Source organism: Streptomyces sp. AC627_RSS907, assembly GCF_019049165.1.
In genome coordinates this window covers 28,726-51,173 of record NZ_JAGMUE010000202.1, presented here as the reverse complement: position 1 = coordinate 51,173, position 22,448 = coordinate 28,726, and the positions used below count along the sequence as shown (strand labels likewise).

Below are 22,448 nucleotides of genomic sequence, written 5' to 3'. Positions count from 1 at the left end.
CACCCGCACGACCGCACCGACCCGCACACGCTCCGAGAGGGGGAGGCAGCCGCAGTGACCCACCCCCACCCGTCGCCCACCACCACCCTCAACGGAATGGGCTGCGCCCATGACTAACATCCCGGAGACCGGCCGCAGCACCCGCGTCCAGACCCGGCTCGTCGTCATCCAGATCCTCGTCCTCTCCCTCCTCGGCACCCTCGGCGGCCGGCTCTGGTACCTCCAGATCCGCCAGGGCGACGAGTACGCCAAGGAGGCCTCGGGCAACCACGTCCAGCAGGTCGTCCAGCCCGCCCCCCGCGGCTCGATCCTGGACGCGCGCGGTGTGGCGCTCGCCGACAACGAGACCCGCCTCGTCGTCTCCGCCTCCCGCACCGAACTGCTGAAGATGAAGGACGACGGCGAGGCCGTCCTCACCAAGCTCGCCGGTGTCCTCGGCATGAAGCCCAAGGACGTCATGGACAAGGTCCGGCTGTGCGACGCCGAGACCCCGCAGCCCTGCTGGAACGGTTCGCCCTACCAGCCGATCCCCGTCACCGACGAGGCCACCCCCAAGCAGGCCCTCCAGATCCGCGAGCGCGCCGAGGACTTCCCCGGCATCACCGCCGAACCCGAGGCCATGCGCCGCTACGCCGCCCCCGGCCAGGCCAACACCGCCCAGGTCCTCGGCTACCTCTCGCCGGTCACCGACGAGGAGATCCAGAAGGCCCAGGACACCGACTCGCCGTACCTGCGCTCCGACCAGGTCGGCCGCTCCGGCCTGGAACGCCAGTACGACAAGGCGCTGCGCGGCAAGGCCGGCGTCACCCGCTACGAGGTCGACAACCTCGGCCGCGTCATCGGCGAGGCCGAGTCCGACCCCGGCGTCCCCGGCTCCAACCTCGTCACCAGCATCGACGCCCGCGTCCAGCGGGTCGCCGAGTACGAGCTGAACGAGGCGATGAAGGCCGCCCGCAAGGAGATGGACCGCAACACCGGCCGCACCTACGAGGCCGACTCCGGCGCGGTCGTGGTGATGGAGGCCAGGACCGGCCGCGTCGTCGCCATGGCCTCCAACCCGACCTACGACCCGAACGCCTGGGTCGGCGGCATCTCCGGCGCCGACTACAAGAAGCTCACCGGCAAGGACTCCAACTACCCGCTGCTCAACCGGGCCATCCAGGGCCAGGCGGCCCCCGGCTCCATCTTCAAGGTGGTCTCCTCGTCCGCCGCGGTGGAGGCGGGCTACGCCTTCGACGGCAACTACGACTGCTCCAGCTCCTACTCCGTCGGCGGCCAGGTCTTCAAGAACTTCGAGTCCGCCAGCTACGGCCCGATCAGCATCGGCCGCGCCCTGGAGCTCTCCTGCGACACCGTCTACTACCGCCTCGCCCACCAGGAGTGGCTGAAGGACGGCGGCATGAAGCCCAAGAACCCCAAGGACTACTTCTACAAGGCCGCCCACCAGTTCGGCCTCGGCAAGGAGACCGGCATCGACCTCCCCAACGAGGTCTCCGGCCGCGTCCCCGACCGCAAGTGGAAGCAGGAGTACTGGGAGGCCAACAAGGACGCCTGGTGCAAGACGGGGAAGAAGAACGGCTCCTACGTCGAGAAGATCGCGTACGAGAACTGCCTCGAGGGCAACAAGATGCGCGCCGGTGACTCCGTCAACTACTCCATCGGCCAGGGCGACACCCTCGTCACCCCCATCCAGATGGCCACCATCTACTCGGCCATCTCCAACGGCGGCACCCTCTACGACCCGACCATCGGCAAGGCGATCGTCAGCCCCGACGGCAAGCAGGTCGACGAGTTGAGGCCCACGCCCCACGGCAGGCTGCCGATAAGCAAGGCCACGCTGGCCAAGATGGACGACGCCCTCGCCGGCGTCGCCACCCGCGGCACCGCCGCCTGGCGGTTCGGCGGCTGGCCGCAGGACAAGATCCCGATGCACGCCAAGACCGGCACCGCCGAGGTCTACGGCAAGCAGACCACCTCCTGGTTCGCCACCTACACCGACGACTACGCGATCGTCATGACGATCTCCCAGGGCGGTACGGGCTCCGGCGCCTCCGGACCCGCCGTCCGCAACATCTACGACGCGCTGTACGGCGTCTCGGACGACGGGGCGATCGACACGAGGAAGGCGCTCCTGCCCCAGCCGCAGGCGAAACTGCCGAAGATCAAGACCGACGGGACCATCCCCGCCCCGAAGATCCCCAAGGACGTCGTCAAGGACCTCCAGCCGGACGAGAAGGCCTCCCCCGAGGACGAGTACGCCCCCGTCGACGACCAGCAGCAGGGGGCGACGACACCGGCGCAGAACGGCGACAACCGCGAGACGCGCCGGCACCGACGACGCGGCGGCGCGGGCCGGCGCGGTGGCACGGGCACGGGCCGGCGCGGGAGCACAGGAACAGGAACAGGCAGAAGCGGAAGCCGGAGGGCACGCGCATGACCGGGGCCAACAGCTTCCAGGTCTCCGGGTACGGACCCGAGAAGGCCGGGTGGACCCGGCTGTTCGCCCGGGACTCGCTGACCCGCCGGCTCGACTGGCCGATACTGCTGGCCGCCGTCGCGCTCTCCCTGATGGGCTCGCTGCTCGTCTACTCCGCGACCCGCAACCGCACCGAGCTCAACCAGGGCGACCCGTACTACTTCCTCACCCGCCACCTGCTGAACACCGGCATCGGGCTCGCCCTGATGGTCGCCACGGTCTGGCTCGGCCACCGCGCCCTGCGCACCGCCGTACCGGTCCTCTACGGCGCGTCCGTGTTCCTGATCCTTCTGGTGCTCACGCCGCTCGGCTCGACCATCAACGGCGCCCACTCCTGGATCAAGCTCCCCGGCGGCTTCTCCCTGCAGCCCTCGGAGTTCGTGAAGATCACGATCATCCTGGGCATGGCGATGCTGCTGGCCGCGCGCGTGGACGCGGGCGACCGGCCCTACCCGGACCACCGGACCGTGCTGCAGGCCCTGGGCCTGGCCACCGTGCCGATGCTGATCGTGATGCTCATGCCCGACCTCGGGTCGGTCATGGTCATGGTCATCATCGTGCTGGGCGTGCTGCTCGCCTCCGGCGCCACCAACCGGTGGGTCTTCGGACTCCTCGGCGCCGGAACGCTCGGCGCCCTCGCCGTCTGGCAGCTCGGCATCCTGGACGACTACCAGATCAACCGCTTCGCCGCCTTCGCCAACCCCGAACTGGACCCCGCGGGCGTCGGCTACAACACCAACCAGGCGCGCATCGCGATCGGGTCCGGCGGCCTGACCGGCTCCGGCCTCTTCCACGGTTCCCAGACCACGGGCCGGTTCGTCCCGGAACAGCAGACCGACTTCGTCTTCACGGTCGCCGGCGAGGAACTGGGCTTCCTCGGCGCGGGCCTCATCGTCGTCCTGCTCGGCGTGATCCTCTGGCGCGGCTGCCGGATCGCCCGCGAGACGACCGACCTGTACGGCACGATCGTCGCCGCCGGGATCGTCGCCTGGTTCGCCTTCCAGTCCTTCGAGAACATCGGCATGACGCTCGGCATCATGCCGGTGACCGGTCTGCCCCTGCCCTTCGTGTCGTACGGCGGCTCGTCGATGTTCGCCGTGTGGATGGCGGTCGGACTGCTCCAGTCGATCACCGTGCAGAGACCGATGTCGGCGTAGCCGGGGGCGGCCGGAGGGCAGGCGCGGCGGGCGGTACGGGGGACCTCCTTCGCCGGGTTAGGCTGGATGGTCCCCCCTGTCAGCACACAAAGGTTCCGTGAGATGCCTGCCGAAGCCGCCGAGTCTGTGTCTTCTGTGTTTCCGCAGCTCGAAGCTCTGCTCCCGCATGTGCAGAAGCCGATCCAGTACGTCGGCGGAGAGCTCAACTCCACGGTCAAGGACTGGAACTCCTGCGACGTCCGCTGGGCCCTGATGTACCCGGACGCGTACGAGGTCGGCCTGCCCAACCAGGGCGTCATGATCCTCTACGAGGTCCTCAACGAGCAGGAAGGCGTCCTCGCCGAGCGCACCTACAGCGTGTGGCCGGACCTGGAGGCGCTGATGCGGGAGCACTCCGTCCCGCAGTTCACGGTCGACAGCCACCGCCCGGTGGGCGCCTTCGACGTGTTCGGCCTCTCCTTCTCCACGGAGCTCGGCTACACGAACATGCTGACCGCCCTGGACCTGGCCGGCATCCCGCTGGAGTCCAAGGACCGGGGCATCGACGACCCGGTCGTCCTGGCCGGCGGCCACGCGGCCTTCAACCCCGAGCCGATCGCCGACTTCATCGACTGCGCGGTCATCGGCGACGGCGAGCAGGCCGTCCTGGAGATCACCGCGATCATCCGCGCCTGGAAGGCCGAGGGCCGCCCCGGCGGCCGCGAGGAACTCCTGCTGCGGCTGGCGAAGACGGGCGGGGTCTACGTCCCCGGCTTCTACGACGTCGAGTACCTCCCCGACGGCCGGATCGCCCGCGTCGTGCCGAACCGGTCGGGCGTGCCGTGGCGCGTCTCCAAGCACACGGTGATGGACCTCGACGAGTGGCCCTACCCCAAGCAGCCCCTGGTCCCGCTGGCCGAGACGGTCCACGAGCGCATGTCCGTGGAGATCTTCCGCGGCTGCACCCGCGGCTGCCGCTTCTGCCAGGCCGGCATGATCACCCGCCCGGTGCGCGAGCGCTCCATCACCGGCATCGGCGACATGGTCGACAAGGGCCTCAAGGCGACCGGCTTCGAGGAGGTCGGTCTCCTCTCCCTCTCCTCCGCGGACCACTCGGAGATCGGCGACGTCGCCAAGGGCCTCGCGGACCGGTACGAGGAGGACAAGATCGGCCTGTCCCTCCCCTCCACCCGCGTCGACGCCTTCAACATCGACCTCGCCAACGAGCTGACCCGCAACGGCCGCCGCTCCGGACTCACCTTCGCCCCCGAGGGCGGCTCCGAGCGCATCCGCAAGGTCATCAACAAGATGGTCTCGGAAGAGGACCTGATCCGCACCGTCGCGACGGCGTACGGCAACGGTTGGCGCCAGGTGAAGCTGTACTTCATGTGCGGCCTGCCCACCGAGACGGACGACGACGTCCTCCAGATCGCCGACATGGCCACGCACGTCATCCAGAAGGGCCGCGAGGTCTCCGGCTCGGGCGACATCCGCTGCACGGTGTCCATCGGCGGCTTCGTCCCCAAGCCCCACACCCCCTTCCAGTGGGCCCCGCAGCTCTCGGCCGAGGAGACCGACGCCCGGCTGCAGAAGCTGCGCGACAAGATCCGCGGCGACAAGAAGTACGGCCGCTCCATCGGCTTCCGCTACCACGACGGCAAGCCCGGCATCGTCGAGGGCCTGCTCTCCCGGGGCGACCGCCGCGTCGGCGCCGTCATCCGCGCCGTCTACGAGGACGGCGGCCGCTTCGACGGCTGGCGCGAGCACTTCTCCTACGACCGCTGGATGGCCTGCGCCGACAAGGCCCTGGAGCCCCTCGGCGTCGACGTCGACTGGTACACCACCCGCGAGCGCTCCTACGAGGAGGTCCTGCCCTGGGACCACCTCGACTCCGGCCTGGACAAGGACTGGCTCTGGGAGGACTGGCAGGACGCCCTCGACGAGACGGAGGTCGAGGACTGCCGCTGGACGCCGTGCTTCGACTGCGGGGTGTGCCCGGCGATGGACACGGAGATCCAGATCGGCCCGACCGGCAAGAAGCTGCTGCCGCTGACGGTGAAGTAGGTTCCGTCGCCGTCGGCCGGTCAAGGCCGGGGACAACGTCACGGACGGCGGCCCCAGTGGGGACTGGAGCCGCTCCAAGGTCGTCTCCGGTGACTTCGACGGTGACGGCCGTGGCGACGTGGGTGTGCTGTACGACAGCGGTCAGCAGAGGGACGGTGCGAACCGCACGGCGTTGTGGACGCCGACCAGCACGGGCAGCGGGTTCGGTGCGCCGGTCGCACCCCGTGCCGCAGGCCTCGCGCAGCGACGGGCGGGCCGCCCGGCAGGCGCTCGCCTCGGCCCGCCCGTCCGTCCGGCAGGCCCGCGCCGACGTGCGTCGGACGCTGTCCGGGGAGCGGGTACGAGGGGGACCGGTGGACCGGGGGAACCATCCGCCGCCGAGGCACGTACTCTTGGTAGCAGTACGACCGCTCTCACGAAGGACTGAACGACACTGGGCAAGCGACAGCCCGAAGGCCCGCCGCCCGTACCCGCGGTGCAGCGCATCCGACTGCGTTACACCAAGCGCGGCCGCCTCCGGTTCACCAGCCACCGTGACTTCCAGCGCGCCTTCGAGCGTGCGTTGCGCCGCGCCGAGGTGCCCATGGCGTACTCGGCGGGGTTCACGCCCCACCCGAAGGTGTCGTATGCCAATGCCGCACCCACCGGCACGGGCAGTGAGGCGGAGTATCTGGAGATCGCGCTCACCGAGGCGCGTGACCCGGAGCGGCTCAGGCTGCTCCTCGACGAGTCGTTGCCCGCCGGGCTCGACATCGTCGAGGCGGTCGAGGCCCGGACGTCCGGGCTCGCCGACCGGCTGACGGCTTCCGTGTGGGAGCTGCGGCTGGACGGGGTGGAGGCCGCGGACGCCGAGCGCGCCGTGGCGGCCTTCAACTCGGCCGAGGCGGTCGAGGTCCAGCGCAGGACCAAGAACGGCGTCCGCACCTTCGACGCCCGCTCCGCCGTCGCGAGCCTGGAGAGCGGTACACCGGCCGATAGGCCGACCGACCGGCCCTGTGCGATACTGCGGCTGGTTGTTCGGCACGTGACGCCTGCCGTACGACCCGACGACGTCCTGTCCGGTCTCAGCGCCGTGGCCGACCTGGCGCCGCCGGTCCCCGCAGCGGTGACCAGGCTGGCGCAGGGGCTGTTCGATGAAGAGACCGGTGCGGTGACCGACCCGCTCGCGCCCGACCGCGAGGCAGCAACGCCCGAGCCGCAACCGGCCGCCGCTGCTGCCGCCGCGAAGGCGCCGGCGTAAGGAAGGTTCCGCGTAGGGACGGACGTCGTAGCGCCGCCCTCGAACTCGGGAGCCACCTGGGTCGGGCAGCGCACCGACCACAAGACTTTCGCCAGGCCGTACCCGACAAGGGGTACGGAACCGGCGAGACAAGACACGGAGAGCTCCCGAGCGGCGCCCGCGCCCCGGACGGCGGCGACCGCGCATCGCGCGAGCCGCGGACGTCACCGGCGGTCGGCATGATCGATGCCGGACCAGGCGCGGCGCCCGGGAGCCTGACGGGAGAAACCCCCGCATGCCCGAAGCGATCGAACCCACAGAGCCCTCGACCACCTCGACGGCCTCGACGGACTCCGAGCCGAACACCCCCAGCGACACCCTGCCGCCGCGTCGCCGGCGCAGGGCCGCGTCCCGCCCGGCAGGGCCGCCCTCCGGTGCGTCCGAGACGCCCTCGGAGACCGTCGCGCCCGCCGAGGTGACCGCCACGGCCGACGAGGCGGAGGAGAAGGACGAGGCCGCGGCCGAGGCGGCCGAGGCCCCCGAAGCGGCTCCGGAGCCCGTGCCCGCGGGCCGGCCGCGGCGCCGTGCCGTGCGCCGCGCCTCCGCGCCCGCCGGGGCCCCGACGCCGCCGGAGGTGGCCGAGACCGTCGTCCCGGCGTCCTCCGCCCCCGAGGCCCCCGCCGAGCCCGAGCCCGCCACGGCCACCAAGGTCACGGAGGAGGCCGCTCCGCGTCGTGCGCGGCGTCGTGCGACGCGCAGTGTGACCTCGCCTGCGGAGCCGGCTGCCGCTGAGGTGGCGGTGTCCGCTGCCGCGGGGGAGGGTGAGTCCGCCGAGGCTGCTCCGGTCGCCCCGGAGGCTACCGAGGAGGCTGCTCCGCGTCGTGCGCGGCGTCGTGCGACGCGCAGTGTGACCTCGCCTGCGGAGCCGGCTGCCGCTGAGGTGGCGGTGTCCGCTGCCGCGGGGGAGGGTGAGTCCGCCGAGGCTGCTCCGGTCGCCCCGGAGGCCGCCGAGGAGGCCGCTCCGCGCCGCACTCGGCGCCGTGCCACCCGGCGGGGGACCGCACCGGAGCCGGCCGACGTCGAGGCCGGCACCGAGGCGAGCGAGCCCGCTGCGGCCCCCGAGGCCGCGAAGGCCCCGGAGACCGCCGCGCCCGCCGCGCCCGCCGAGCCCGTCGAGGACGCCGCTCCGCGTCGTGCGCGCCGCCGGTCCGCCCGCAAGGCCGCCACCGGTTTCGCCGCGCCGGCCGGGACCGCCGGCGCGTCCGACGAGGCGGAGGCGCCCAAGCGTCCGTCCCGTCCGGCGGTGGCCGTGTTCCAGGCGCCCGTGTTCGCCGAGCCGAAGTTCCAGACGCCCGAGCGGGCCGCGGCCGAGGCCGCCGCCGAGGCGGCCGGTGCCGGTTCCGCACCGGCCGAGACGCAGGCGCCCGAGGAGGCGGAGGAGCTCCAGGAGGAGCAGTCCGCCGGGACGCGCCGCCGCCGTCGGCGCCGTGGCGCCGCCGCCGAGGAGGCCGCCGAGGAGCGGTCCGCCGCCGTAGCGCAGCCCGAGCCGGAGGCCGAGCCCGAGCCCGAGACCGAGCCCGACGCCGACGAGACGGGCGAGGACCACGACGACGCCGAGGGCTCCGAGGAGTCCGGCTCGCGCCGGCGCCGTCGCCGGGGCGGCCGTCGCCGTCGCCGGGGTGACGCCCTCGAGGGCGAGTCCGGCGAGTCCGCGGACGCCGACACCGAGCACGCCGCCGCCGAGCAGGCCGCCCAGGACGCCGAGGACACCGCCGAGCAGGCCGAGGAGGACGCCGAGGAGGGCGAGGACACCTCCGGCGAGAGCGGCGGTTCCAGCAGCAGCCGCCGTCGCCGTCGCCGTAGGCGCCGTGCCGGGGACGGCTCCGGTGAGTCCGAGTCGTCCGCCGACGACCCCGAGCGCACCGTCGTCAAGGTCCGCGAGCCCCGGCCCGCGCGGGAGAAGAGCGCCGAGCCCTCCGACGAGGTGCAGTCCATCAAGGGCTCGACCCGCCTGGAGGCCAAGAAGCAGCGCCGCCGGGAAGGCCGGGAGCAGGGGCGCCGACGCGTTCCGATCATCACCGAGGCCGAGTTCCTGGCCCGCCGCGAGGCCGTCGAGCGCGTCATGGTCGTCCGCCAGCACGGCGAGCGCACGCAGATCGGCGTCCTGGAGGACGGGGTGCTCGTCGAGCACTACGTCAACAAGGAGCAGGCCACCTCGTACGTCGGCAACGTGTACCTCGGCAAGGTGCAGAACGTGCTGCCGTCGATGGAGGCCGCCTTCATCGACATCGGCAAGGGCCGCAACGCCGTCCTGTACGCCGGTGAGGTCAACTTCGAGGCGCTGGGCATGGCGAACGGCCCGCGCCGTATCGAGTCCGCCCTCAAGTCCGGCCAGTCGGTCCTCGTGCAGGTCACCAAGGACCCCATCGGCCACAAGGGCGCCCGCCTGACCAGCCAGGTCTCCCTCCCCGGCCGCTACTTGGTCTACGTGCCCGAGGGCTCGATGACCGGCATCAGCCGCAAGCTGCCCGACACCGAGCGGTCCCGGCTGAAGACCATCCTCAAGAAGATCGTCCCCGAGGACGCGGGCGTCATCGTGCGCACCGCCGCCGAGGGCGCGAGCGAGGACGAGCTGCGCCGCGACGTCGAGCGGCTCCAGGCGCAGTGGGAGGAGATCCAGAAGAAGGCCAAGAGCGGCGGCAGCTCCAGCGCGCCCTCGCTGCTGTACGGCGAGCCGGACATGACCGTCCGGGTCGTGCGCGACATCTTCAACGAGGACTTCTCCAAGGTCGTCGTCAGCGGTGACGACGCCTGGCAGACCATCCACGGCTACGTGTCCCACGTGGCCCCGGACCTCGCCGACCGGCTGTCCAGGTGGACCTCCGAGGTCGACGTCTTCGCCACCTACCGGATCGACGAGCAGCTCGCCAAGGCGCTGGACCGCAAGGTCTGGCTGCCCAGCGGTGGCTCGCTGGTGATCGACCGGACCGAGGCGATGGTCGTCGTCGACGTCAACACCGGCAAGTTCACCGGTCAGGGCGGCAACCTCGAGGAGACGGTCACCAGGAACAACCTGGAGGCGGCCGAGGAGATCGTGCGCCAGCTGCGGCTGCGCGACCTCGGCGGCATCATCGTCATCGACTTCATCGACATGGTGCTGGAGTCCAACCGGGACCTGGTGCTGCGGCGCCTGCTGGAGTGCCTGGGCCGGGACCGGACCAAGCACCAGGTCGCCGAGGTGACCTCGCTGGGTCTGGTGCAGATGACCCGCAAGCGGGTCGGCCAGGGCCTGCTGGAGTCGTTCTCGGAGACCTGCGTCCACTGCAACGGCCGCGGTGTCATCGTCCACCTGGACCAGCCGGCCACCGCCGCCGGTGGCGGAGGTGGCAAGCGCCGCAAGCGGGCGCGGGCCGGCGCCGAGCAGCCGCACGAGCACGAGGCCGTGGCCGGAGTCGAGACCGGTGTGACCGCGGAGCAGGAGGCGGACGCCGAGTCCGAGGCGGAGGTCGCCGCCGAGGTGGCCGAGCCGGTCGCCCTGCCGGCGCCCGACTTCAGCGCGGACGAGGAGCTGTACAGCAGCGCCGCGGAGGCCGAGGCCGCCGCCACGCGTGGTCGCGGCCGGCGGCGCACGAGCCGGCGGGCGTCGGCCCCGGCGGGCGCCCCGAAGGCGGCCAGGGGCGAGGCCGCCCGCAGGGAGGCCCAGGCCCTCGCCGAGGCACCGACGGCACAGGACGTCACGGCCGAGGAAGAGATCGAGCGTCCGGTCGTGCGGCAGTCGGCCGCCGAGGTCCTGTCCGAGCCCGCGGCCGTCGAGGACGCGCTCTCCGGTGCCCCGGCCCCGGAGGTCACGGAGACCGCGGCTGCCACGCGCACCCCGGCCGGCGCCGAGGCACCGGCCGCCGAGGAGGCCGCGCCGAAGGGCCGGACCCGCCGTCGGGCCACCCGGAAGGTGTCCGCACCGGCCGGTTCGCCCGCGGGCGCCGAGGCCGCCGTGCTGACGGTCCCCGAAGCGGCGCCGTCCGAGGAGGCCGCGCGGCCCGAGCAGGCGCCGCAGGCTCCGGCGGCGGAGGAGGCTTCCGCCGAGCCGTCCGGGACCGTCGCCGAGAGCGCCGCCCCGGCCCGTCCGCGGCGCCGGGCCGTGCGCAAGCCCACCACGTCCACCGCGTCCGAGGAGACGGCCGTCGTGGTCGTCCCGTCGGCCCCGGCGCAGGACGCGGCGGAGCCGTCCACGGCCGTGGAGGAGCCCGAGGCGGAGGCCGTCGAACCCGAGGCGGAGGCCGCCGAAGCGGCCGCCCCGGCCAAGAAGGCGGCGGCCCGCAAGACGGCCAAGAAGGCCACGGCGAAGAAGGCCGCCACCAAGAAGACCGCGGCCAAGAAGACGACGACCGCGAAGAAGGCCACGGCCAAGAAGGCGGCCGAGACGACGACCGCCACGAAGGCCACCGCCACGAAGGCGACCGCCACGAAGGCGACCGCCAAGAAGGCCGCCACCAAGAAGGCCACGGCCAAGAAGGCGGCGTCCAGGAAGACCGCGGCGGCCGCCCAGCAGGCGCCGTCCTCGGTCACGGCCGCCACCGACGAGGGCTGACCGGCCCCGCCGTCGACCGACGCGACCGACACGTGGTCCTGTCCGTTCGGAATCCATTCGGAATCCGATCGGGCAGGACCACACGTCTGTCCCCGGTCTGTCCTCGGTCTCTCCCCAGTCCGTCCCCCCAGTCCGTCCCCACGTCCGTGCCCACGTCCGTGCCCGGTCCGTCCGCGGGCGGTGGCCGGGGAGACCGGGGTGGACGGCGACGAGTTCGCCGGTTTGACCCCTGTCGTGCCGCCCCGTAATCTTGACCGTCGGCGTGTCGACTGACGCGTCACATCCCCGTAAACCTCTTTCCTTCCGGACACGGGCCGTGATGGGCCCCGACCGGGAGAGGCCGTCCGCGTGTGTCACCGGGCGGCTGGACTGCGGGGGTGCCGTTCCCGAGCGAGAGAGTGAGATCCGCGTGTACGCCATCGTGCGCAGCGGTGGTCGCCAGCACAAGGTTGCTGTCGGCGACATCGTTGAGGTTGACAAGATTTCCACCGCCAAGGTCGGCGACACGGTCGAGCTCTCGACCCTGCTCGTCGTCGACGGCGACGCTGTGACCAGCGACCCGTGGGTGCTGGCCGGCATCAAGGTCCAGGCCGAGGTCGTGGACCACCACAAGGGCCAGAAGATCGACATTCTGCGCTACAAGAACAAGACCGGCTACCGCCGCCGTCAGGGCCACCGCCAGCAGTACACGGCGATCAAGGTCACTGAGATTCCCGCGGCTGCGAAGTAAGGGACTGAGAACAGATGGCACACAAGAAGGGCGCATCGTCCACTCGGAACGGTCGCGACTCCAACGCCCAGCGGCTCGGCGTGAAGCGCTTCGGCGGTCAGGCCGTCAACGCGGGTGAGATCCTGGTCCGCCAGCGTGGCACCCACTTCCACCCGGGTGCGGGCGTCGGCCGTGGCGGCGACGACACGCTGTTCGCGCTGCAGGCCGGTGCGGTGCAGTTCGGCACCCACCGTGGCCGCAAGGTCGTGAACATCGTTCCGGTCGCCTGATCGGAAACCTTCGCGAGGCGGACCTCACTTCCCCCAGCGGGAAGCGGGTCCGCCTTTCGCGTGTTACCCAAGAGACAACCCCGTAGTAACTGGAGGCACATCCCATGACCACCTTCGTGGACCGCGTCGAGCTGCACGTCGCCGCGGGTAACGGAGGCCACGGCTGTGCCTCCGTCCACCGTGAGAAGTTCAAGCCGCTCGGCGGCCCGGACGGCGGCAACGGCGGCCGTGGCGGCGACGTGATCCTCACCGTCGACCAGTCGGTGACCACGCTCCTCGACTACCACCACTCCCCGCACCGCAAGGCCACCAACGGCAAGCCCGGCGAGGGCGGCAACCGCTCCGGCAAGGACGGCCAGGACCTCGTCCTGCCCGTGCCCGACGGCACCGTCGTCCTCGACAAGGCGGGCAACGTCCTCGCCGACCTGGTCGGGCACGGCACCTCGTACGTCGCCGCGCAGGGCGGCCGGGGCGGCCTCGGCAACGCGGCGCTGGCGTCCGCGCGGCGCAAGGCGCCCGGTTTCGCGCTGCTCGGCGAGCCCGGCGACCTCCGGGACATCCACCTGGAGCTGAAGACCGTCGCCGACGTGGCGCTGGTCGGCTACCCGAGCGCCGGCAAGTCCTCGCTGATCTCCGTGCTGAGCGCGGCGAAGCCGAAGATCGCGGACTACCCCTTCACGACGCTCGTGCCGAACCTCGGTGTGGTGACGGCCGGTTCGACCGTCTACACCATCGCGGACGTCCCCGGCCTCATCCCCGGCGCCAGCCAGGGCAAGGGGCTCGGCCTGGAGTTCCTGCGGCACGTGGAGCGGTGCAGCGTGCTGGTGCACGTCCTGGACACGGCGACGCTGGAGTCCGACCGCGACCCGGTCTCCGACCTGGACATCATCGAGGCGGAGCTGCGGGAGTACGGCGGGCTGGACAACCGGCCCCGGATCGTCGTCCTCAACAAGATCGACGTGCCCGACGGCAAGGACCTCGCCGAGATGGTGCGGCCGGACCTGGAGGCGCGCGGCTACCGGGTCTTCGAGGTGTCGGCCGTGGCCCACATGGGGCTGAAGGAGCTGTCCTTCGCGCTGGCCGAGCTGGTAGCGGCGTCGCGTGCCGCCCGGCCGAAGGAGGAGGCCACGCGGATCGTCATCCGGCCCAAGGCCGTGGACGACGCCGGTTTCACCGTCACCCGCGAGGAGGACGGCCTGTTCCGCGTGCGCGGTGAGAAGCCCGAACGCTGGGTGCGGCAGACCGACTTCAACAACGACGAGGCCGTCGGCTACCTCGCCGACCGTCTCAACCGCCTCGGCGTCGAGGAGCAGCTGCTGAAGGCCGGCGCCCGCGGCGGCGACGGCGTGGCCATCGGCCCCGAGGACAACGCGGTCGTCTTCGACTGGGAGCCGTCGGTGACGGCCGGCGCCGAGATGCTCGGCCGCCGCGGCGAGGACCACCGGTTCGAGGCGCCGCGCCCCGCCGCCCAGCGACGCCGGGACCGGGACGCCGAACGGGACGAGGCGGAGCGGGAGTTCGACGGCTTCGAGCCCTTCTAGGCTCCTTCGCCCCGTCCCGCGGGGCGGGCACGCGAGAAGTGACCGGGACGGCGATGTGCCGTCGGCCCGGTCACTTCGGCGTTCCCGGGGCGGCGGCGGCCTCCGTCGTGGCGGCCGGGCCCGGTGTCCCTCCGGGGCCCGCGGCTCCGCGTCCCGTGGAAGCGGTCCCGGCCCGCCGCTCTCGTGCCCGCGCACATACCGGCCGTGCGCGCACAACCATGAGGGCGGTTTGTGAGTCTTTCATGAGACGATTGTGGCCCTCGCCGGGGATGCAACGCTTCCCCGCTGGATGAGATTACGTAGATGAAAATATCCTTCATTGTCAGCAACCTCTGCCATATCGGCGGAGTGGTGAGCGCCACGCAGAACCTTGCCGGGGCGCTGGCGGAGAAGCACGAAGTCGAGATCGTGTGCCTGCGCAAGTCGCGGGACGAGTCGTACTTCCCGCTCGACTCGCGGGTCAGGGTCACCGTCCTCACGGACCTGCGCGGGAACTCCCCGGTGTCGGACCTGGACGACCCGTTGATCGGCGTCGCGCCCAAGGTCTACCCGGCCCCGCCGAACGAGAAGGTTCCGTGGATCAGCCGGCTCGCCGAGCTCCGGCTCCTGGAGTGGCTCGCGAACACCGACGCCGACGTGGTGGTCAGCTCCAACCCCCGCATCACGGTCATGCTCAGCCATGCGCGCAAGGAACCTCTGCGCATGGCCCAGGAGCACTCCATGCCCGCGATCTACGCGGAGTGGGAGAAGAAGCCGCTCTTCAAGACGTACCACGTGCTGGACGCCATCACGGCCCTCACCCCCGAGGAGGTCGTGAGCCTGGGCAAGCAGGTGCCCGGCGTGCGCAACCGGCTGGAGGTCATGCCCAACTGCGTCCCGGCCTCCACGCACCGGTCGACCGGGGACCACAAGGTGATCATCGCCGCGGGCCTGCTGAAGGAGAACAAGAACTTCGCCATGGCCATCGAGGCGTTCGCCCCGGTGGTCGCCAAGCACCCCGGCTGGAAGCTGAGGATCTACGGCAACGGATCGGAGAAGGCGAAGCTCCGCAAGCAGATCGAGGAGCTCGGTCTCTACAACGACGTGCTGCTGATGGGACCGGCCACGCCGGTGTCGCCCGAGTTCGCCAAGGGCTCGATCTTCGTGATGCCGTCCAAGCGCGAGGCGTTCGGCAACGTCATCGTCGAGGCGATGGCCGCCGGACTGCCCGTCATCAGCACCGACGCCGACCACGGTCCGCGGAACATCATCACCCACGGCGAGGACGGGTTCGTCGTGCCCAAGGGCGACGTCGCCGCGATGACCGCCGCGATGACGGAACTCGTCGAGGACGAGGAGCGCCGCAGGGCCATGGGCCGCGCGGCGGTGCGCAACGCCGAGCGCTTCCACGAGACGGCGAGCCGCGAGCGGTTCGAGGCCATCATCGAGCGGGCCCTGGTGCGCCGCCGTCTGCCCGGCAGCGCCACCGCCCGAGTGCAGGCCGACGGGTCCGTGCTGCTCACCGCCGACCGGATGCCCGTCGACCTCTCCGGGGTCGAGGTCATCTGCCGCAGGCTCGGCAGGGACGAAGTGGAGCTCCGGTTCCCGCTGTCGCCCGCCGGAGAGGCGGTCGTGCCGTGGCGGGACGGACTGCCCGAGGGGGAGTGGGAGGTGTTCGTCGGCACGCCGGACGGCGTGGAGGTGCCGCTGACCACCGACGGCTTCGGCATCGACACCCGTGACCTGCTCTCGGTGCCGCTGCCGCGTACCGCCGGTCCCGCCCTGGCCCTGCTGCTGCCCCACCGGCACGACGACGGCCGGCTGCGGATCCGCAGCCGCGTCAGGGAGCGGCACGCGGAGGTGGCGCGGCTCACCGTCGACGGGCTGACGCTGAGCATCGACACCGCGTTGTGGGGTGCCGTGGCGAACGGGACCGTGATCGAGGCGTCGCGGCGCGGCGAGGAGGCGAAGACGCTCTCCTTCGAGGCGCGTCCGGGCGCGGACGGAACCCTGGTGGCCGACATCGACAGCCGGCTGCTGATCGACGAGCACAACGCCAAGGAGACCATCTGGGACCTGTGGCTCCGGCCGGCTCCCGGCGAGGACAGGCTTCCGCTCAGCAAGCTCGCCACCGACGTCCTGCACCCGATCGACGTCTTCACCTACCCGCGGCCGGTCCTGCGGACCCCCGCGGCCGCCGAACCGGGGCCCCTGGCCAAGCAGATCCGCCGGGTGGCGCGGAAGGTGAACGGGACCACCGCCCCCCGGGCGCCCAAGGGCGTGGAGGTGCGACCGTACTTCAACAGCGGGGCGCAGCTGTCCGTCAAGACGGTGACCGTCTGACACTCGCCCGGCACCCCATGGGAAAGGGCCGCCCGTCCGTCGACGGGCGGCCCTTTCCGTGTCTCCGATCAGTTCTCGCCGGCGAACCTGCGCGCCTGCTCGAACATCAGGTCGACGGTGCGCTCGGCGGCGTGGCCGTCGTCCAGGTCGCAGAAGAGCCGGTGGAACTCCTCGTACTCCGCGCGGTACTTCTGCGACACGGCGTCGATGTCCCGGATCGCGTCGATGAGTTCCGCGGAGGTGTGGATCAGCGGACCGGGGGCGTCGTTCTCGAAGTCGAAGTAGAAGCCGCGCAGCCGGTCCCGGTAGTGCTCCAGGTCGTAGGTGAAGAAGAGCATCGGGCGCCGCAGGTGGGCGTAGTCGAACATCACCGACGAGTAGTCCGTGATCATCAGGTCCGCCGCGAGGTACAGGTCCGCGATATCCGGGTACTCCGAGACGTCGAAGACGAAGCCGTTGCCCGCGCCGGGGATGCTGTCCACGACGTTCGAGTGCCTGCGGATCATCAGGACGTGGTCGTCACCGAGCCGCCGCCGCGCGTCGTCCAGGTCGAGACGGAGCTCGAACTTGAACTGCCCCCGGCGGTGCGAGAGGTCGTCGCGCCAGGTCGGCGCGTACAGGACGACCTTCTTGCCCTCGGGGATGCCGATCCGCCGCCTGATCTCGGCGGCCCGCTCGTCGCGGTCCGCGGCGTAGAGGTAGTCGTTGCGGGGGTAGCCCGTCTCCACGATCTCGCCGTCGTAGGCCATGGCCCGCTTGAGGATCGGGGTGCTGAAGCGGTTGGAGGAGACCAGCATCGACCAGTTGGCCGCCTCCTGCTTGAGCTGCTCGTGGTAGTCCGGGTTGAACTTGGGAGCGGCGATGTCGAGGCCGATCTTCTTGAGCATGGTGCCGTGCCAGGTCTGCACGATCACCTGCTCGGGGCGGCGCTCCATCCAGTGCGGCAGGTGCGCGTTGGTCACGATGTAGCGGCAGCGGGCCAGCGCGTCGTACCAGTCGTTGCTCTGGAAGCGCACCGGGCTGACCGTGGACGGCAGCTCCACCTGGCCGTCGCGCACCAGCCACAGGTGTTCCAGGTCCGTGCCGCGGCGCACCAGTTCCTCGTGCATGGCCCGGGGGCTGTCGGAGTACTGCTTGCCGTTGTAGCTGATGTAGAGGATGGCCTCGCGCAGCGGCTTGCTGCGGCCCGCCTCGTACACCTCCCGGCGCATCCGGGCCTGGTGGTAGGCACCGCGCTCCTGCATCGTGAGGTCCGGCAGGCAGTGCAGCTGCGGGTGGTCGAACCAGCGGGCCTCGAAGTCGTAGCCGCGTCCGTCGTGCTCGCCGGAGAGCGGCAGCTTGGAGGTGGCGTGCCGGTCGAGGACGCAGGGCATGTCGGGCCCGTCGTCCGAGGACCGCAGGTACAGGTTCCAGCGGCCCGTCTTGAGCGGCAGCGTCTTCGACGGGCCGGACATGCGGGACGGGGTGAAGTGGGCCTCGAAGTGACCGCTCGTGTCCGCCTTCAGCTCGACGGTCTTCTCGTCGAAGTAGTCGCGGGCCTTGACCAGGAACGTCCAGCCGGTGACGTCACGGGGGGCCTCGCCGTACACCGAGAACCGGCCGTCCGCCCAGCGCACGTCCGTGATGCGGGCGCGCAGGGAGCGGCTGGAGAACTTGAGGTAGCCCGTGTTGCCGGCCGTCACCGCGAGCTCGAAGCGGTCGACCTGCTCGCCCAGCGACTGCGGCAGGCGGACCTGGAGGTCCGGGAGCCTGTCCGCGACCACGGTGCCGAACTTGCGCTGCTTGCCGTCGGCGTCCGTGGCCACCAGCTGCGTCGACCAGTTGCGCTGGGCCACCTGCGCCGGGTCGGCGCCACCGCTGGACACGTCGGTCCCGGTGGCGTCGATGTGCTCGGGGAGCAGCGCGACGTCCTGCAGCGGGACGCGGACCCGGAACGGCGTGCGCTCACCCGTGGCCGGGCTCAGCTCCACCTCGTAGTCGAGGCGTTCGCCGCTCTTGCGGTTGGTGACGGCCAGGGAGACCGTCTCGTCCGCCGCCAGCGGCACCCGGACCTCACCCTCCAGTTCGAGGAGGTCGCCGACCTGGCGGCGGGCGGTGATGAGCGCGCGCACCCGCTCGATGCGCAGCTTGAGCGAGCCCGTGGCGGTGCTGGGCAGCAGGCGGAAGTCGTCGTCCAGCCACTGGTAGGTGGCGTGGTTCTGGGCCGCGGCACCGCTGGTGTGGATGGCGCGCTTGCGGACCAGACCCGAGGCGACGATGCCGATGCCCAGGTGCCAGGTGCCCTCCTGCCAGGTCTTGCCGCGTCGCAGCCGCGCCGGGTCCAGCTCGTACTCCCAGCCCGCCCAGTCGTAGTTGTACTGACGCTGGCCGGACAGCGTCGTGCACTCGGGAGCGTGCACGTTGCGCAGCGGCACGACCGTGCGCTTGCGCGAGCCGTCCCGCTTGATCGCCAGCACCTTGACGGCACTGCGCGGGGAGGACTGGTCCACCCGGTTGATCCAGGCGTGCCCGGCGATGCGCAGCTTGCCGCCCCGCCACTCCAGTTCCCGCAGGGGAGCGGTGGCCTTCATGTCGGGATCGATGCGCAGCGCCCGCTTGGGCAGCCGGACCTGGCTGTTCTCCAGCGCCGAGAAGGCGGCGTACTTGCGCAGCAGGCCCTCGATGCGGACGCGGTCGCCGCGCCGCTCCGACTCGAACAGCTCGAGCAGTTCGGTGAGGGCGTGCTTGCGCACGAGCAGCCACTTGACCCGGGCGGGGGTGGGCAGCTCCATCACCAGCGTGGGATCGACCTGGTCGAGGTAGGAGTTGACCACCCGGAAGAACTCGGCGTGGAACTCCTCGTCGCCCTGTGGCAGGACGTTCAGGAAGATCCGCAGGTCGCCGGTGAGCGCGGTGCGGTCGTACTCGCGCTTCAGCTCGGCCGCCGTCGGCTCGGGGCGCCCGCCGAAGAACCGGCTGACGGACTCCACGGCGGCCGTGCGGTCGCGGACCGCCTTCGGCTCCGCGCGGCGCTGGGTGATCGACGGGGCGGCCTCACCGTCCCGCAGCCGCCAGTAGTACGTCGGCGCGCTGATGACGTCGACCGACCGGGCCAGGAACTGGGCCGGGACGATCACCGGGGTGTCCTCGTACAGGACGCCCTCCGGGAAGCGGAAGTGGTGCTCCTCCCAGAAGGACCTGCGGAAGACCTTGTTGCAGGCTATTCGGTCGGTCAGCAGGCGCCGGTCCCGGGAGACGTGCGTGCCCTGCACGGCACCGCGCGACAGGATGCGGTGCATCGGCGACTGCCAGATCTTGCTGCTGTTGATGTGCAGCACGTTGCCGGTGGCGAAGTCGGAGCCGCTCGCGTCCAGGCTCGCCAGCATCAGGCGGTAGGCGTCCGAGGGGATGATGTCGTCACTGTCGACGAAGGCGATGAACTCGCTCTCCGGCGCCAGGTGCTCCAGACCGGTGTTGCGGGCCGCGCCCAGGCCGCCGTTCTCCCGCCGCACGAGCCGGAAGCGGGGGTCCTGCGCGGCGAACTCCTCGGCGATGGCAGCGGAACCGTCGGGGGACCCGTCGTCGATCATGAGGACTTCGAGGTCGGGCATGGTCTGCGCGGCGAGCGACGTCAGACACGCGGGTAGATACCGCTCCACGTTGTAGATGGGGACGATGACACTGAGCCGAGGGGCCATGGCTTGGTGATCTCCTTTCGGGGTCAGGCCCGCTCGACCAGTTCGAGCGCCTGGGCGGGGGTCGGGGCGTGAGGGCGTTCGTCGAACGGGACGATGGGCAGCGCGGTCTCCTCACCGAGGAAGACGCGTCGCACCACGCGTTCGGCTGCGTGTCCGTCGTCGAATTCGCAGAAACGCCGGCGGAAGGCGTCCCGGCGCTCGGTCGTCTCCCGGCTGTCGTAGTCGCCCGAGGCGAGCAGCCGCAGCAGCTCCGCCTGTGTCGTGGCCACCGCGCCGGGCGGTTCCTGGAGCAGGTCGAAGTAGGTGCCGCGCACGGCGGAGTAGACGTCCCAGTCGGGGACGTAGCTGATGACGGGGCGGTCCAGCACGGCGTAGTCGAACATCGCCGAGGAGTAGTCCGTGATCAGCGCGTCCGCGGCGAGGTAGAGCTCCTCCACCCGGGGGTGCCCGGACACGTCGACGATGCGGCCGGTGCGGCGCAGTTCGGACACGTGCGGGGAGCTGCCGTAGAAGTAGTGGCCGCGCACCAGCACGGTCACGTCCGGGCCGAGCTCGTCGGCGAGCCGGGCCAGGTCCAGCGGCGGGGTGAAGCCCGGCTGGTACTCGCGGTGCGTCGGCATGTAGAGGAACGCCTTGGTGCCGTCGGCCAGCCCCAGCGCCGCACGCGCCGCGCGCACGTCCTCGGAGGTGGCGTTGACGAGGACGTCGTTGCGCGGGTAGCCGGTCTCCAGCGTGGTGTAGGAGCAGGGGTAGACCCGCTCCCAGACGACGGTCGAGAACCGGTTGGAGCTGATGCTGTAGTCCCAGCGGTCGCACCGCTCCAGGAGCTTGTCGAAGTCCATGTCGGTGGAGGCCGGGTACTTCTGCTGGTCCAGGCCCATGGTCTTCAGCGGGGTGCCGTGATGGGTCTGCACGTGGACCTGGCCCTCGCGCTTGACCACGGCGTCCGGGAAGTTCACGTTGTTCACGAGGTACTTGGCGCGGGCCACGGCCGACCAGTACTCGCGCGAGCCCACCCGCACGACCCGCACGCCCTTGGGCACGTCGGCCACGTTCTCCGCGCGGACCGCCCAGACGCGGCGCATGCGCGGCGCCAGCCGGGCCAGTTCGGCGTCGATGGCGGCCGGGTTGCAGGAGACGCTGCGGCTCCAGTAGGCGGAGAACAACACCAGGTCGTCGTCGAGCGGCAGCCTCAGCTGCGAGTGGTAGAAGGCACCCATCGCGCTGCGCTTGGAACGGTTGAGCGCGGAGCGGGTGCTGGTCCTGACCCGCTGGCGGAACTTCACCGCGGCCAGGGCGCTGACCATGGTCGCGTACGCGTCGCGCTCCAGGATCCCGTACTTGTGGCCGCGTCCGCCGAGCGGGCGGGAGAAGCCCTTGGGGACGCGGGCGCGGTAGTCGGCCGCGGCGCGGTGGAAGAACTCCGCCCGCGCGTCCTGCGGCAGGCGGCCCGGCCGCTCCAGGATGGTCAGGTAGTGGTCGACCATCTTCCGGAACAACGGGCCTCGCCACTGCGCGAGTTCCTGGTGCGCGTCGAGGTAGTCGAAGACGCGCCGGTACTGGTCGAAGACGTCGAAGTGCTTGCGGCTGACGGTCTTGAGGATGTTGCCGCCCTCGCGGCGCTGCCGGTAGTGCACGCAGACGCGGTCCAGTACGGCGATCCGCTCGGCACTGATCAGGGAGCAGAACGTCCAGGGGGCGTCCTCGTAGTACCCGGGCGGGAAGGTGAGCCCGGTGCGGGTCACGAAGTCCCGCCGGTAGGCCTTGTTCCAGACGATCTGCAGCAGGTCGAGCAGCCGGGGGCGCTCGTCCAGGGAGAAGACGTCCGGGCCCTCCTCCTTGAGCAGGTCCGCGCGCATGTTCGGGCGGCGCCTGCCGTCCCAGTAGGTGCGGGCGTAGTCGAAGACGAGGATCTCGGGATTGCCCGTGGCCTCCAGCCGGTCGCGAATGGCCGACAACGCGCCGTCGGACAGCGTGTCGTCACTGTCCAGGAACAGGACGTACTCACCGGTGGCCTTCTCCAGCCCGGCGTTGCGCGCGCGGCCCAGCCCCACGTTCTCCGTGAGGTGAATCACATGAATCCTGGAGTCACGCTTGGCGTACTCGTCGAGGATGGCCCCTGACCCGTCCGGCGAGCAGTCGTCGACCGCGATGATCTCGAAGTCCGTGCAGTCCTGTCCGAGTACGGAGTCAAGGCACTCGGGCAGATAGCCCTGCACCTTGTACACGGGGACGACGAGAGAGAGTTTGGGCATCCTTACAACCTGTTCCGAGAACTGACCACGGGACCGCGGGCTGCGACCGGAACGCGTTCCCGGCGCCGTAGGGGGGCCTGGAGCGCGCCGCCGCATCAGCGTAAAGGATTCACGCGAAGTTTCCGCGGGCACGGTAGGCGGAGGGTCCCCGCCCCGCCACGGCGGGAAACG

General features: G+C 71.3%; 11 protein-coding genes and 1 pseudogene. 10 read left to right on the top strand and 2 right to left on the bottom strand.

Annotated features, from left to right (window positions below; translation table 11 throughout):
- Positions 1 to 109 precede the first annotated feature (109 nt).
- From mrdA to KUM32_RS31945, 10 genes and pseudogenes are all read left to right on the top strand, one after another.
- Complete coding sequence (mrdA, locus tag KUM32_RS31985; RefSeq protein WP_217145446.1) at positions 110 to 2,437, top strand: penicillin-binding protein 2; 2,328 nt, start codon at positions 110 to 112, stop codon at positions 2,435 to 2,437.
- Positions 2,434 to 3,633 (top strand): rod shape-determining protein RodA, encoded by a 1,200-nt coding sequence (gene rodA, locus KUM32_RS31980; RefSeq protein ID WP_217145445.1) that lies wholly within the window; start codon positions 2,434 to 2,436, stop codon positions 3,631 to 3,633. The genes mrdA and rodA overlap by 4 nt, the downstream gene beginning before the upstream one ends.
- Before the next feature lie 102 nt (positions 3,634 to 3,735).
- Positions 3,736 to 5,676 (top strand): TIGR03960 family B12-binding radical SAM protein, encoded by a 1,941-nt coding sequence (locus KUM32_RS31975; RefSeq protein WP_217145444.1) that lies wholly within the window; start codon positions 3,736 to 3,738, stop codon positions 5,674 to 5,676.
- 221 nt (positions 5,677 to 5,897) lie between these two features.
- Positions 5,898 to 6,103: pseudogene (locus KUM32_RS44100) on the top strand (hypothetical protein); the annotation flags it as partial.
- A 48-nt stretch (positions 6,104 to 6,151) separates the two neighbouring features.
- Positions 6,152 to 6,916: a TIGR03936 family radical SAM-associated protein gene (locus tag KUM32_RS31970; protein WP_217145443.1), complete on the top strand. Its 765-nt coding sequence runs from the start codon at positions 6,152 to 6,154 to the stop codon at positions 6,914 to 6,916.
- Positions 6,917 to 7,190: 274 nt separating this feature from the next.
- Positions 7,191 to 11,483: an Rne/Rng family ribonuclease gene (locus tag KUM32_RS31965; RefSeq protein ID WP_217145442.1), complete on the top strand. Its 4,293-nt coding sequence runs from the start codon at positions 7,191 to 7,193 to the stop codon at positions 11,481 to 11,483.
- A gap of 409 nt (positions 11,484 to 11,892) precedes the next feature.
- Entirely contained in the window at positions 11,893 to 12,213 is a 321-nt protein-coding gene (rplU, locus tag KUM32_RS31960; RefSeq protein ID WP_004931419.1) for a 50S ribosomal protein L21, read from the top strand.
- Positions 12,214 to 12,227: 14 nt separating this feature from the next.
- Positions 12,228 to 12,482 (top strand): 50S ribosomal protein L27, encoded by a 255-nt coding sequence (gene rpmA, locus KUM32_RS31955; RefSeq protein WP_003976205.1) that lies wholly within the window; start codon positions 12,228 to 12,230, stop codon positions 12,480 to 12,482.
- Positions 12,483 to 12,586: 104 nt separating this feature from the next.
- Positions 12,587 to 14,023: a GTPase ObgE gene (gene obgE, locus KUM32_RS31950; RefSeq protein ID WP_217145441.1), complete on the top strand. Its 1,437-nt coding sequence runs from the start codon at positions 12,587 to 12,589 to the stop codon at positions 14,021 to 14,023.
- 351 nt (positions 14,024 to 14,374) lie between these two features.
- Positions 14,375 to 16,345 carry a glycosyltransferase gene (locus tag KUM32_RS31945; protein WP_308408766.1) on the top strand — a complete coding sequence of 657 codons (1,971 nt, stop codon included), beginning with the start codon at positions 14,375 to 14,377 and terminating at the stop codon, positions 16,343 to 16,345.
- Between the two features lie 68 nt (positions 16,346 to 16,413).
- On the opposite strand, the gene KUM32_RS31940 is transcribed toward KUM32_RS31945, so the two are convergent.
- On the bottom strand, positions 16,414 to 20,022 hold the full coding sequence (locus tag KUM32_RS31940; RefSeq protein ID WP_217145439.1) for a bifunctional glycosyltransferase/CDP-glycerol:glycerophosphate glycerophosphotransferase: 3,609 nt from the start codon (positions 20,020 to 20,022) through the stop codon (positions 16,414 to 16,416).
- A 23-nt stretch (positions 20,023 to 20,045) separates the two neighbouring features.
- On the bottom strand, positions 20,046 to 22,277 hold the full coding sequence (locus tag KUM32_RS31935) for a bifunctional glycosyltransferase/CDP-glycerol:glycerophosphate glycerophosphotransferase (protein ID WP_217145438.1): 2,232 nt from the start codon (positions 22,275 to 22,277) through the stop codon (positions 20,046 to 20,048).
- Between the last annotated feature and the right edge of the window lie 171 nt (positions 22,278 to 22,448).